Raw genomic sequence first — 13,705 nt, 5'->3', positions numbered from 1 at the left:
GCCATTGGCCACTTAATCTAAAAGGCAACACAATGAAAAAGTTAAATAAATTAGCATTACTTAGCACGTTAGCAGCCACCATTTTTGCAAGCCAAGGTGTGTTTGCTGCTATTACGCCTGTAGGCCTTTGGAAAACGATTGATGAGGATACAAACCAAGCTAAGTCGTATGTACGTATTACCCAAACCAACGGTGTATTAAGCGGCAAAGTTGAAACCATTCTTAACCCGGCAAAACAAAACGATATATGCAGTAAATGTGATGATGAGTTAAAAGATCAGCCTATTTTAGGAATGACTATAATCACGGGTGTAAAAGCACAAGATGATGGTGTTTGGGGAGACGGTGAAATACTCGATCCAACAAATGGTAAAACCTACACTTTACAGCTAACCCCGCAAGATGAAGGTGAAAAGCTCGAAGTACGCGGCTATATTGGCTTTTTTTACCGTAATCAATATTGGCTAAAAGTAGAGTAAGTTTTACTACTTATTTAATCACTGGGCGTTAAATAATTAAGTATTAACTGAAATCATTTTTGCGCTTTGCCTTTCTTACTCACTAAGCCAGCTATATTTAATTGGCATTCAATTTTGAGTAAATAATAAAGGAAAAAAGATGATTAAGTACATAGTTGCTTTAATAATGATTAGCGCACTGTTAATAAGCGGTGGGGCAAATGCAAAGGATGATGCTGTAAATACGGGTTGGTTTAATAACACGGCTATTAAAGGGTACGACAGCGTTGCTTATTTTACGCAAAATAAAGCAGTTAAAGGCAGCGACAAATACACGTTTAGTTATTTAGGTGCCAACTGGCACTTTTCGAGTGAAGAAAACAAAACGACATTTGCAGAAAACCCAAAGCGTTATGCACCGCAATACGGTGGTTGGTGTGCTTATGCAATGGCTGATGAGGGTAATGCCGTAGGGATAGACCCTGAAGCATTTTATATTCACGAAGGTAAGCTTTACTTAAACTATAGCGAAAGCGTGCAGCAAAAATGGTTAAGTAATTTATTACCGTACATTGTTATGGCAGATGGGTACTACCCACAAACAACCAATGTGATGACGTTTCAATAAATTACTCATATTGCTAGGGCGTGTTGACCTTTGTGGATTGAAATTTGTTCAATCTAGGGGCGATTAAATCGCGGCGCGAGGTTTGTAACCTAGTGGGCTAAGTAAAAACCGAGCAACAAAGAGTTGATCGCCCCTAGAAAGAACCCAGAGGGCAGTGCATGTTTGGCATTTATGCTGCGTTATCGCCTATTTATGGGGAATAACCACACTACATAGGCTCTGCCTTGCCTAAAAACCAAACATACTGCTGCAAATTCACCCACCAAAGATCAACACGCCCTAATTAAAAAGCCCGCAACTAAACTAGTTGCGGGCTTTTTGCTTTTTGATTTTTATTTATTAGCTTATTAATTAAAGCGTTTCGCCGTATTCAGTCATTACCTGTTCAACCCATGTTGCAATGCGGTCGTCGCTTAGCTCGTATTGACTGTCTTCGTCGAGCGCGAGTCCTACAAACTGTTTACCATCAGGCGTTAATGCTTTTGAAGCTTCAAACTCGTAACTACTGTCGTTTGGCCAAAAACCAAGTTGAGTAAATGTTTGCGTATTTATTTCGTCGTGTAGCATGCCTAGCGCATCTTGAAACCACTGCCCGTAACCTTGTTGATCGCCCATGCCAAATAAAGCAATGGTTTTACCATTTAGGTTTACGTCGGCTATGTCGTCCCACTTTGACTCCCAGTCTTCTTGTATTTCACCAAAATCCCATGTTGAAATACCAAAGATGATAAAGTCATACTGCTCTGCATTTTTTAGTGGCTCGTCTTTAATATTGTGCAGGGTAACTATATCGGCACCAATAATGTCGCGAATCTTTTCTGCTGCCATTTCGGTGTAGCACGTAGTAGAACCAAAAAATAAACCAATTTGCATCGTATTTATCACTGTGTAATTGCCTGATATGATAGGCTCAAGTTTACCGTAAGGTATTTTTAATTGATACCTTAGCAAAGCATGAGAGCATAATGTGACAACGCTATCTGACGATTCTTTTGAAAATAACAGCAGTATGAGCAGTAATAGCGACTACCTAGAAACCTTTTTAGATAGCCTGTACTTAGAACAAGGCGTAAGCGAAAACACATTAAGTGCTTATCGCAGTGATTTAGATAAGTTTTGCCTATTTTTAAAGGGCGAAAATTTAATGACGGTAACAGGGCTTGATGTTGAAAGTTACTTAGCGCACCGAGTCGATTTAGGCTTAAAACCACGCAGTACTGCACGTAGTATTAGTGCGTTAAAGCGTTTTTATCAGTACTTTGTGCGCGAAAAACTAATTAGCGACACTCCCATGCTAAATATTTCTCAGCCAAAAGCAGGGCAGTCGTTACCTAAAACACTCTCAGAGGCCGAAGTTGAGGCATTATTAAATGCGCCTAATACCGAAGAAGCGATGGGACTGCGCGATAAAGCCATGCTAGAGCTACTTTATGCAACGGGTTTGCGTGTAAGTGAGCTTGTTGGACTACGCATGGAGCAAATTAATTTGCGCCAAGCAGTGGTGTTTGTAAAAGGTAAAGGTAATAAAGAGCGCTTAGTTCCACTGGGTGAAGAAGCCATGTATTGGCTTGAGCAATTTTTAAAGGGTGGGCGTGCGCAAATGATAAAACATGCCACCGATTTTGTGTTCCCATCTAAACGCGGAGTAGGCATGACGCGACAAACCTTTTGGCATAGAATTAAACACTATGCTATTTTGGCAGCAGTTGAGTCTCCATTATCGCCCCATACTATGCGCCATGCTTTTGCTACGCACTTATTAAATCATGGGGCAGATTTACGTGTGGTACAAATGATGTTGGGCCATAGCGATTTATCAACTACGCAAATTTATACCCATGTTGCCAATGAACGGTTAAAGTCGGTACACGCAGAGCATCATCCGCGTGCGTAAGTTTGAAAGTAAATATCATTAAGCCGGTCAATATATTAAGTATTTTTAGGATAGAGAGAAGTTATGAAAAAATTAATGTTAGCAGGTGCCATGTTGTGCACAAGTATTAGTGCATTTGCAAATGGCGTTGCTGTAACACCAGATGCTAATGATCCTATTATTACTAAATTTGCCGAGCTTGGTGTAACTGTAAAGCAAATTAACCCAAGTCCAGTAACGGGTTTAAAAGAATTGATTACTAACAAGGGCGTGCTTTACGCAAGTCCAGACGGTCAATATTTAATGCAAGGTACGTTAATTGATTTAAATAATCGTAATAACCTAACAGAGCAAGCATTAAATGGCGTGCGTGTTGAAGGTCTTAAAGAATACGAAGAATCGATGATTGTGTACAAAGCGCCAAACGAAAAACACAGCATTACTGTATTTACCGACATTAGCTGTGGTTACTGTCGTAAATTACACCGCGAGTTAGACGATTTACTTGATGCGGGTATTACCGTTAAGTACTTAGCGTTTCCACGTGGTGGCTTACAAGGTTCAGGTTACGCAGATTTAATGAACGTATGGTGTGCACGCGATCAGCAAGAAGCACTAACAGAAGCTAAATCGGGCACAAGCACTAAAGTAGTTGCAGGCTGTAGCGCACCGGTTGCAGAGCATTACCAATTAGGTCAAAGCTTTGGTATTAGCGGCACACCCGCTATTATTTTAGAAGATGGTACGATGATCCCTGGTTACCAGCCAGCAGCAGCACTAAAAGCAGCATTAGAAGCTAACAAAGCGTCGTAATTAAACGCTTAGTTATTATTAAAAAGGCCTTAATGGCCTTTTTTTGTCTTTTTAATACGACTCAATAAGTTAAAACCCTGCATGAAAAAACTAATCATTGCGCGTGAAAACGTTGACGACTCGCATCTGCCGAGTAATTTACACCCTGTAATTAAACAAATTTATGCTAACCGCAATGTATTCAATGCCGAAGAGCTAAATAACAGCGTAGCTACGCTTCACGACTTTAAATTGTTTAAAGACATCGACAAAGCCAGCGACTTATTAATTGAAGCATTAAAAGCGCAAAGCCAAATATTAATAGTTGGCGACTTTGATGCCGATGGCGCAACAAGCACTGCAACATTAATGCAAGGCCTTGAGATGTTTGGCTTTAAGCATTTAGATTACTTAATTCCTGACAGGTTTAGCTTAGGATATGGCTTAAGCCCCGCGCTTGCTGAGCAAATAGTACAAATAAAACCTGATTTAGTGATCACCGTAGATAACGGCATATCGTGTATTGCCGGTATTGATATTTTAAAAGCGGTTGGCATAAAAGTGCTGGTAACAGATCACCACTTACAAGGTGAGCAGCTGCCAAATGCAGATGCAATAGTAAATCCAAATAGACATGAATGTGATTTTCCGTCTAAATCTATTGCAGGCGTTGGCGTTGCTTTTTACTTATTAATAGCGCTGAGAAGCGTAATGCGAGATTTGGGTTATTTTGAGCAACAACCACCGCCTAATTTAGCTAACTTGCTCGACATTGTAGCGCTTGGAACGGTTGCTGATGTAGTGGCACTTGATGCAAATAACCGTACCTTAGTACACCAAGGTTTAGCACGTATTCGCAGTGGTAAAACACGCCCTGGTATTACCGCGCTTATTGAAGTGGCTAACCGCAATGCTGCGCGCTTAAGTGCAAGCGACTTTGGCTTTTCACTTGCGCCGCGTTTAAATGCAGCAGGGCGATTAGACGACATGAGTTTGGGTATAGCGTGCTTGCTTAGCACCGATATAAACCAAGCGCGTAGTATAGCCGGCGAGCTCGATAGCTTAAACTTTGCAAGGCGCGAAATAGAACAAGGCATGCAAGCCGAGGCGCAAGCCGTGCTTGATAGGCTCGCATTTAGCGATGATAACATTCCTGATGCTATTTGTTTGTTTCAAGACGATTGGCATCAAGGTGTTATTGGGATTTTGGCTGGTCGCTTAAAAGAAAAATACCACCGTCCAACCGTTATATTTGCTGGTGGCGAAAACGGTGAGATTAAAGGCTCGTGCCGCTCTATTGAAGGGCTGCACATGCGCGATTTACTCGAAGGGCTTAATACTGCCGACCCGCACTTAATTAATAAATTTGGTGGCCATGCAATGGCCGCTGGTTTAAGTATTAATGAGAAACACTTTAACGACTTTAAAAAGGCATTTGATGCTGCCGTGAGTGCGCAACTGAGTGAAGAAAGTAAACGCTGTATTGTATTTACCGACGGTGAGCTGCCAAACGACTGCTTTACGATGGAGTTTGCTCAGCTATTAAAGCAATCGGGCCCGTGGGGTCAGCAATTTCCTGAGCCGGTGTTTGAGCATACCTTTGAAGTAATACAGCAGCGCATAGTAGGCGAAAAGCATTTAAAGCTCGTGTTAAAGCATCAATCTGGTCGATTAGTTGACGCCATTGCTTTTGGTATTGATGTAAAAGAATGGCCAGATACTGAGGCGAAGTTTGTAAAAGTAGCGTACCAGCTCGATATAAATGAGTTTAGAGGTAAATTTACGCTGCAATTAATAGTTAGAGAGCTTGAAAAAGTACACTAAAAAATATGTAATATCATGCATAAAATGCTAATAAAGCGCGCGGTTTTTTGTTAAAATCGGGCGTTTTTATCATTTGACGATAATTTATTGCGAAAATCCCATTTAAAGGGGCGCAATTACCTAGCCATTTTGGAGTGATGTACATGTTTGAAGTGAATCCTGTGATTAATCAAATCAAGGAAATTCGCGAACGTACTGAATTGCTTCGGGGGTACCTTTGACTACGCTCTTAAACAAGAACGCTTAGAAGAAGTTAACGCCGAGCTTGAAGATTCAGCCGTGTGGAATGAGCCTGAACGCGCACAAGCGCTTGGCCGTGAAAAGTCAGCATTAGAAGCGGTTGTTGAAACAATCGACAACCTTGTAGCCGGTACTGATGATGTTGAAGGCTTACTTGAGCTTGCTGTAGAGGCTGAAGACGAAGATACCTTTATTGAAGCGCAAACTGAGCTTGCTGATTTAAACGGACAGTTAGAAGGTTTAGAGTTTCGTCGTATGTTTTCAGGTCCTCATGACTCAAACGATGCGTACCTTGATTTACAATCAGGTTCTGGCGGTACTGAAGCACAAGACTGGTGTAATATTCTACTTCGTATGTATTTACGTTGGGGCGAGGCTAAAGGCTTTAAAGTTGAGCTAGTTGAAGCGACCGACGGTGATGTTGCTGGTATTAAAGGCGCAACTGTCCGCTTTGTTGGCGAATACGCTTACGGTTGGTTACGCACAGAAACTGGCGTACATCGCTTAGTACGTAAAAGCCCATTTGACTCAAGTGGTCGTCGTCATACTTCATTTGCTTCTGCGTTTGTATACCCAGAAGTTGACGATAATATTGAAATTGATATGAATCCGTCAGACCTGCGTATAGACGTTTACCGTGCATCGGGCGCGGGTGGTCAGCACGTTAACACCACCGAATCGGCGGTTCGTATCACTCACGTACCAACAAATACCGTAGTGCAGTGTCAAAACGAGCGTTCACAGCATAAAAATAAAGCCCAAGCGATGAAGCAGTTAAAAGCTAAATTATTTGAGCTTGAGCTACAACAGCAAAATGCTGAAAAACAAACGCAAGAAGATGCTAAATCTGATATTGGTTGGGGTAGTCAAATTCGTTCATACGTACTTGATGACGCACGCATTAAAGATTTACGTACAGGCGTTGAAAACCGCAATACCCAATCGGTACTTGACGGTAACTTAGATAAATTTATTGAAGCCAGCCTTAAATCTGGCCTATAACCACCAAGCTAATAAAGAGCTAAAAAATGACTGATAAAATCCAAGACGAAAACAAGTTAATCGCTGAGCGTCGCGGCAAGTTAGACGCTATACGCGAAAATTGCCCAGCCAACGGTCATCCAAACCAATTCCGTCGTGAGCATTACACGGCTGATTTGCAAGCCCAGTTTGGTGATAAGAGCAAAGAAGAATTAGTAGAGATGCAAGAAGTTGTGTCTATCGCTGGCCGTATTTTAGCAAAGCGTGGACCGTTTTTTGTAATTCAAGACATGAAAGGTCGCGTACAAGCGTATGCATCTAAAGATGTTCAAAAAGATCTTAAAGAAAAATATGGCCAACTAGACACTGGCGATATTATTGGTGTTAAAGGCGCATTAAATAAATCGGGTAAAGGCGATTTATACGTAGAAATGACTGAGTACCAATTATTAACTAAGTCACTTCGTCCGTTACCAGAAAAATTCCATGGTTTATCAGATCAAGAAACAAAGTACCGCCAACGTTACGTTGATTTAATTACTAACGAAGCAACGCGCGAAACATTCCGCATCCGTTCACAAGTAGTTGAAGGCATTCGTCGCTTTTTAGCAGATCGTGACTTTATGGAAGTAGAAACACCAATGCTACAGGTTATACCTGGCGGTGCATCTGCACGTCCGTTTGTAACTCACCATAATGCACTTGATATCGACATGTACTTACGTATAGCGCCTGAGCTTTACTTAAAGCGCTTAGTGGTAGGTGGTTTTGACCGTGTATTCGAAATTAACCGTAACTTCCGTAACGAAGGGTTATCTACGCGTCACAATCCAGAATTCACAATGATTGAATTTTACCAAGCATACGCTGATTACATCGACCTGATGAACATCACTGAAGACATGTTACGTACGGTTGCAGAAAACGTACTAGGTAGTGCAGTTGTAGTTAATACAACTAAAGATGAAAACGGTGAAGTTATTGACTCAGTTGAGTACGACTTTGGCCAACCGTTTACACGTTTAAGCATGGCGGACGCAATATTAAAATATAACCCTGAGTTTGATGCTGCGGTATTTAACGACCCAGAAAACCACTTTGACGAATTAAAAGCGTACGCTAAACAAGTGCACGTTAAAATTCCTGAAAACTGTGTTTGGGGCCCAGGTAAGTTCTTGTGTGAAATATTTGAAGAAACAGCAGAACACATGCTTATTCAACCTACGTTTATTACTGGCTACCCGTGGGAAGTTTCTCCACTTGCACGCCGTAACGACGAAAATGCATTTGTTACCGACCGTTTTGAATTTTTTGTTGGCGGTCGTGAACTTGCAAATGGTTTCTCTGAGCTTAACGATGCACAAGACCAAGCTGAGCGCTTTACACGCCAAGTTGAAGAGAAAGACGCAGGCGATGATGAAGCAATGCATTACGATGAAGACTACATACGCGCACTTGAGTACGGCTTACCGCCAACTGCAGGTGAAGGTATTGGTATTGACCGTTTAGTAATGTTGTTTACTGACTCATCAACAATTAAAGACGTTATTTTGTTCCCGCATATGCGTCCACAAGCTGACTAAGCTTTGGGTAGAACAAAGTAAGTTAATAAACGCCGCTTAATAGCGGCGTTTTTTTTGCTTTGCATTAGTATTTTAATTAATAAGTACTACACTAAAAATTAAATGTAGTTATTAGTGCTGGTTAATGTGCAATTCAGCTTCGCTAATTTATTGTTATTGGCAGTTTTTAATATTAAAACTAACAGTGCTATAACTTTTTAGTATGATTGTTTTTTAAACATATGTTGTATTTATGTAAAGGTTTTAGCTAGAATACGCACGAAATTTACACTGCTTGGTATTTAGCAGTTAAATATAGATTCTTAAAGGACTTAGAATAATAGTATGAAAGACAAACGAGTAGATGATTTATCAGAAGAATGCACATCAGAGCAAGAAAGAAATGCTTACTACCGTGCTTGTATTGCTGAATTTCAACAATTAGGTTACCAAGAACAGTATTTGGCTCAGTTAACTGATGACTTAGTTCCTGTGCTAGGTGTTAATCCTTCAAATAAAAATACGTAACCCGCTTAAATTTCAAACTAATTACACTTTTAAACCAAGCATATGTGCAATCTATAACCATATAGTCGTTTTTGGTAGAAAAGTGTTTGACATATTTTCTGAAATCTTTATTATACGCCCCACAAGACGGAGAGGTGTCCGAGTGGCCGAAGGAGCTCCCCTGCTAAGGGAGTATAGAGTTTGTAGCTCTATCGAGGGTTCGAATCCCTCCCTCTCCACCATTTTTTTAATGGCGTGTTTTGTAAAGTTTTAAAGTATGGGTGCATAGCTCAGCTGGATAGAGTACTCGGCTACGAACCGAGCGGTCGGAGGTTCGAATCCTCCTGCGCCCACCATACTTTAATAACTCTGCTTAGAGTCTAAATAAGCAAAAGCTCTACTTAGAGTTAAAATAAGTAAACTATAAAGTGGGTGCATAGCTCAGCTGGATAGAGTACTCGGCTACGAACCGAGCGGTCGGAGGTTCGAATCCTCCTGCGCCCACCACTTTATAGACTCTCACTTAGAGTAAAAACAAGTAATAGTAAAAATGAAAGTGGGTGCATAGCTCAGCTGGATAGAGTACTCGGCTACGAACCGAGCGGTCGGAGGTTCGAATCCTCCTGCGCCCACCACTTTCATGTTTTCATACACTTTTAAGTGTAAGAAAAATAAACCGATGGAAATCGGTTTTTTTATGTCTGAATTTATACGCTCTGCTTAGAGTTTAAATAAGCAATCTATGAAAGTGGGTGCATAGCTCAGCTGGATAGAGTACTCGGCTACGAACCGAGCGGTCGGAGGTTCGAATCCTCCTGCGCCCACCACTTTCATAAACAAGCCGACATTAAGTCGGTTTTTTTGTGCCTAAAATAAAGTGAAATGTATACTACCACTCCTGTAGCCGCAGAGCTTGCTCGCGTGAGAAGCGGAAGCTTCTAATCACTTACCACCGATATAACTGATACTTTATTTACGAGCTTCGCTCGTCGCGTCAGCAAGCTGTACGCCTACAAGTAAAACCAGCCCTAATCCTTAAATCTAAACTCCGAGTTTATTTATCCGTTGTAGACGCTGAGCTTGCTCGCGTGAGAAGCGCCAGCTTCTAATCCCCCTCAAAGTATAATTTATAAGATTTTATTCGTTGGCAACGCCAGAAATAAGTAATTTATTCACAAAGAGGTTAAGAGGCGCTGCGCTTTTAGAGGTAGTAATAAAGCTAAGCTAAACTAATAAACCCGGGCTTATGTCTTCTCATTTACTTCTCTTTCGCTTCTCTTTGTGTAATAGATCTTTAAGTGGTTCATTGGCCAATAAATCAGATAACTAGAAGCGTTTAGCTCTAAGAAGGTTAAATACGGTCTTTAAGCTTAAAATGAGAGGTGGTATTTTAAAGTAAAACCAGCCCTAATCTTTAAATCCAAACTCCGAGCTTATTCATTCGTTGTAGACGCTGAGCTTGCTCGCGTGAGAAGCGCCAGCTTCTATTCCCCCCTCAAAAATATAATTTATAAGATTTTATTTGTTGGCAACGCCAGAAATAAGTGATTTATTCACAAAGAGTTTAAGAGGCGCTGCGCTTTTAGAGGTAGTAATAAAGCTAAGTTAAACTAATAAACCCGGGCTTATGTCTTCTCATTTACTTCTCTTTGTGTAATAGATCTTTAAGTGGTTCATTGACCAAGAAATTAAATAACTAGAAGCGTTTAGCTCTAAGAAGGTTAAATACGGTCTTTAAGCTTAAAATGGGAGGTGGTATTTTCAAGTAAAACTAGCTCTAATCTTTAAATCTAAACTCCGAGTTTTATTTATCCGTTGTAGCCGCAGAGCTTGCTCGCGTGAGAAGCGCCAGCTTCTAATCACTGTATCTGCTCAAGCCCACTTAACCCTTTTCTAAAGCTGCTCTTTAATATTACCTATGTTATTTTAAACGCCTTGTTTAAAAGGATATTGCAGTATGTTTAAAACCCTATTTATTACGTTATTTTTTATTTTTAGCGCTATTTTTATTTCCAGCGCACAAGCCAACGAAGCTAATAACTCACTTGTGGTAGGTGCGCAGCAATATGCTAAATATTTACCGCAGTTAAAAAATAAACGTATAGGGCTCGTAGTTAATCAAACATCAACGGTAGGGCAAGCTCACTTAGTAGATGCTCTGCTGACTAAAAATATTAATATAACTAAAATTTTTGCACCTGAGCATGGCTTTCGCGGCGATCACGATGCGGGCGCGCATGTAAAAAATGCCGTTGATAGCAAAACCGGTATTCCGCTTATTTCTATTTATGGTAAAAATAAAAAACCAAGCCGAGCTGCTTTAGCCGATGTTGATGTCATTATTTTTGATATTCAAGATGTGGGAGTGCGCTTTTATACCTACATAAGCTCTATGCACTACATGATGGAAGCCGCAGCAGAGCAGGGGATGGAATTTTTAGTACTCGACAGACCCAATCCAAATATTGCCTACGTTGATGGGCCAATATTAGAGCCACAATTTAAATCGTTTGTAGGCATGCACCCAATTCCTGTGTTACACGGCATGACCGTTGGCGAACTTGCCAAAATGATCAAGGGCGAGGGCTGGATCAATAAAGCGCCCGATTTAAAATTAACCGTGATCCCTGTTGATCATTACACTCGCAAAAGTACTTACAGCTTGCCTGTAAAACCCAGCCCTAACTTACCTAACGATCAAGCCATTGCGCTTTATCCATCACTTTGCTTTTTTGAAGCAACGCCTATCAGCATTGGTAGAGGCACCTACTTTGCATTTCAAGTAATTGGCTATTCGCCAGTTGCATTAGGTGATTTTAATTTTACACCGCGCGCAATTAAAGGCGCTGCTTTAAACCCTAAATTTAAAAACCAAGCCGTGCAAGGGCTCGATTTAAGACAAGCAAATACCACAGGCCTAAATTTAACTTACTTAATAAATGCGTACACGGAGCTTAGTAAAAACAACATCTCGTTTTTTGAACGCGCTGACTTTATGGATAAACTAGCGGGTACTAATAAATTGCGCTTAGCTATTGAAGCAGGGCAATCAGAGGCGCAAATAAAACAAAGCTGGCAGACGGGGCTTGCGCAATTTAAAGCGCAAAGAGCGCCTTACTTGTTATATAAATAAGGGCTAAGCATGTTTATCGCTTTAAAAAGTCAAAGGAATGGTTATATAAAAAAAGCATTTATAGCGGCGTTAAGCTTTATTATTGTGGGTTGTAGTACACCACCTGAGCCTATTAGCTCGGTGCTACCACTTACAAAGAGCCAACTTGTAGAGCTGCCTAATGCACAAGTGGTTGTAACGTTTCCTGAGGTCAATCCAAGTAGCCGGTTTTATGTAAATAACCGAGGAACGTTTAAAGCTTACAAAGGGCGCGGGCAATTATTAATACAAAACCACAACGCACAAAGCGCCGATATTTATATTAATAATCAAAAGCTCGACGTTAGCCAACTGAGCGCCAACACTCTATACAATTACAGTTTGGCAAAAAATACTCACAACGGTGTTAATACTTTTAAAGTTGAAAATATTCTCCCTGTTGGCGCAAGTTTAACGCTACGTTTTGCATTTCCTACTTTAAGCGATGAGCCAATAAAGCACATAGATTTTAGTGAAGTAGATGCATTAATTGAACGCGATGTAAAAGCGGGTTTTCCTGGGGCTGTGTTGGCCGTTGTTAAAAATGGTGAGCTAATAAAATTAACTGCCTATGGCGATGCAAAGCAATATCAGCAAAGTGATTTAATGCTACTTCGCCCAGAGCCAATGCAAACTAATACCTTGTTTGATCTTGCCTCAAACACCAAAATATTTGCCACCAACTTTGCACTTATGAAATTAGTAAGCGAAGGGTTATTGAATATTAATAAACCCGTGCAAAGCTACCTAAGCGAATATAAAGGCGAAGGGCGAGCAAAGCGCACAGTAAAAGACTTACTCACACACAGCGCCGGATACCCGCCAGTATTTGACTTTCATCGTAAAGATGGCAGCTACGGCGACGCGTTTTATTCGCAAAACAGTAAAACCACCAAGCAGCTATTACTTACCAGCGTGCCTTTTAGCAGTAAATCATCTGGGCAGCCTATTTACTCAGATATTGATTACATGATTTTAGGCGTACTAATTGAGCGCATTACAGGGCAGCCCCTTGACGAATACCTAGAGCAGCAAGTGTACGCGCCACTAAAATTAACTAACACGTTATTTAATCCACTTAAAAAAGGCTTTAAGCCGCAGCAATTTGCAGCCACCGAGCTTAGCGGCAACACGCGAGACGGGCGCATTAAGTTTGATAATGTTCGAACTGGGGTTTTACAAGGCCAAGTGCACGACGAGCGCGCTTACTATTCTCTTGATGGTGTAGCAGGGCATGCGGGGCTATTTAGTAACGCTCACGACTTAGCAGTGCTTTGCCAGCTATTATTAAATAATGGTGGCTACGGCGACCAACAATTATTTAGTGCAAGCGCCTTAGCGCAATTTTTAACGCCGCAATCAAGCGATGAAACCTACGGGCTTGGTTTTAGGCTTGCCGGTAATAACCAAGCAAGGCGCTGGCACTTTGGCCCTTATGCAAGCGCGCAGGCTTATGGCCACACAGGTTGGACGGGTACAGTGACCGTAATTGACCCCGCTTACGACTTGGCTATTGTTTTACTTACCAATGCTCGCCATAGTGCAATTAAAGGCTCGCTAAAACGTTACGAATTTACAGGCAAACAATTTGAAACCGCACAGTACGGATCGGTAGTGTCGCTTATTTATGAAGCGTTACTAAATCAATAAGCTATCGTATAGGTTAAAACGTACTAACTGTGCCACCTT

At 41.1% G+C, this 13,705-nt stretch carries 11 protein-coding genes and 5 tRNA genes; 15 read left to right on the top strand and 1 reads right to left on the bottom strand.

What is annotated here, in order from left to right:
- Positions 1-32 precede the first annotated feature (32 nt).
- Both GQR38_RS06325 and GQR38_RS06320 read left to right on the top strand, forming a co-directional pair.
- The gene (locus GQR38_RS06325) at positions 33-479 is read left to right on the top strand and encodes a DUF2147 domain-containing protein (RefSeq protein ID WP_165722108.1); all 447 of its coding nucleotides are present in this window, start codon (positions 33-35) and stop codon (positions 477-479) included.
- Positions 480-618: 139 nt separating this feature from the next.
- Positions 619-1,086, top strand: a complete 468-nt coding sequence (locus GQR38_RS06320) for a YHS domain-containing (seleno)protein (protein ID WP_165722107.1) — start codon at positions 619-621, stop codon at positions 1,084-1,086.
- 351 nt (positions 1,087-1,437) lie between these two features.
- Here the strand turns inward: GQR38_RS06320 and fldB are convergent, their stop codons facing one another.
- The gene (fldB, locus tag GQR38_RS06315) at positions 1,438-1,959 is read right to left on the bottom strand and encodes a flavodoxin FldB (RefSeq protein ID WP_007583764.1); all 522 of its coding nucleotides are present in this window, start codon (positions 1,957-1,959) and stop codon (positions 1,438-1,440) included.
- A 94-nt stretch (positions 1,960-2,053) separates the two neighbouring features.
- On the opposite strand from fldB, the gene xerD reads away from it, so the two are divergent.
- The 13 genes from xerD to pbp4b all read left to right on the top strand — a co-directional run bounded on the left by xerD (position 2,054) and on the right by pbp4b (position 13,666).
- Positions 2,054-2,980: a site-specific tyrosine recombinase XerD gene (xerD, locus tag GQR38_RS06310; protein WP_024590718.1), complete on the top strand. Its 927-nt coding sequence runs from the start codon at positions 2,054-2,056 to the stop codon at positions 2,978-2,980.
- A gap of 63 nt (positions 2,981-3,043) precedes the next feature.
- Positions 3,044-3,772, top strand: a complete 729-nt coding sequence (gene dsbC, locus GQR38_RS06305; RefSeq protein ID WP_007583768.1) for a bifunctional protein-disulfide isomerase/oxidoreductase DsbC — start codon at positions 3,044-3,046, stop codon at positions 3,770-3,772.
- 81 nt (positions 3,773-3,853) lie between these two features.
- Positions 3,854-5,575, top strand: coding sequence for a single-stranded-DNA-specific exonuclease RecJ (gene recJ / locus GQR38_RS06300; protein ID WP_165722106.1), 1,722 nt, complete (start codon positions 3,854-3,856; stop codon positions 5,573-5,575).
- Positions 5,576-5,718: 143 nt separating this feature from the next.
- A protein-coding gene (gene prfB / locus GQR38_RS06295) for a peptide chain release factor 2 (RefSeq protein WP_165722105.1) occupies positions 5,719-6,817 on the top strand; the annotation gives its coding sequence in 2 pieces (ribosomal slippage) (positions 5,719-5,793 and positions 5,795-6,817; 1,098 coding nt in all).
- Positions 6,818-6,843: 26 nt separating this feature from the next.
- On the top strand, positions 6,844-8,379 hold the full coding sequence (gene lysS / locus GQR38_RS06290; RefSeq protein ID WP_024597675.1) for a lysine--tRNA ligase: 1,536 nt from the start codon (positions 6,844-6,846) through the stop codon (positions 8,377-8,379).
- A 324-nt stretch (positions 8,380-8,703) separates the two neighbouring features.
- A complete protein-coding gene (locus GQR38_RS06285; protein ID WP_010553261.1) occupies positions 8,704-8,886 on the top strand; it encodes a hypothetical protein in 183 nt (60 codons plus the stop codon).
- A gap of 128 nt (positions 8,887-9,014) precedes the next feature.
- Positions 9,015-9,107: transfer RNA gene (locus tag GQR38_RS06280), tRNA-Ser, on the top strand.
- 37 nt (positions 9,108-9,144) lie between these two features.
- Positions 9,145-9,221, top strand: a tRNA-Arg gene (locus GQR38_RS06275).
- Positions 9,222-9,295: 74 nt separating this feature from the next.
- A tRNA-Arg gene (locus GQR38_RS06270) sits at positions 9,296-9,372 on the top strand.
- Positions 9,373-9,423: 51 nt separating this feature from the next.
- Positions 9,424-9,500 (top strand) — tRNA-Arg (locus tag GQR38_RS06265).
- Positions 9,501-9,615: 115 nt separating this feature from the next.
- Positions 9,616-9,692, top strand: a tRNA-Arg gene (locus GQR38_RS06260).
- Between the two features lie 1,130 nt (positions 9,693-10,822).
- Entirely contained in the window at positions 10,823-11,998 is a 1,176-nt protein-coding gene (locus GQR38_RS06255) for a DUF1343 domain-containing protein (protein ID WP_165722101.1), read from the top strand.
- Positions 11,999-12,007: 9 nt separating this feature from the next.
- On the top strand, positions 12,008-13,666 hold the full coding sequence (gene pbp4b / locus GQR38_RS06250) for a penicillin binding protein PBP4B (protein WP_165722100.1): 1,659 nt from the start codon (positions 12,008-12,010) through the stop codon (positions 13,664-13,666).
- Positions 13,667-13,705 lie beyond the last annotated feature (39 nt).

Origin of the sequence: Pseudoalteromonas sp. c7(2019), assembly GCF_011378625.1 — a bacterium.
Classification (GTDB): domain Bacteria; phylum Pseudomonadota; class Gammaproteobacteria; order Enterobacterales; family Alteromonadaceae; genus Pseudoalteromonas; species Pseudoalteromonas arctica.
The sequence above is the reverse complement of the archived record's forward strand: the minus strand, read 5'-3'. Positions and strand labels throughout refer to the sequence as shown.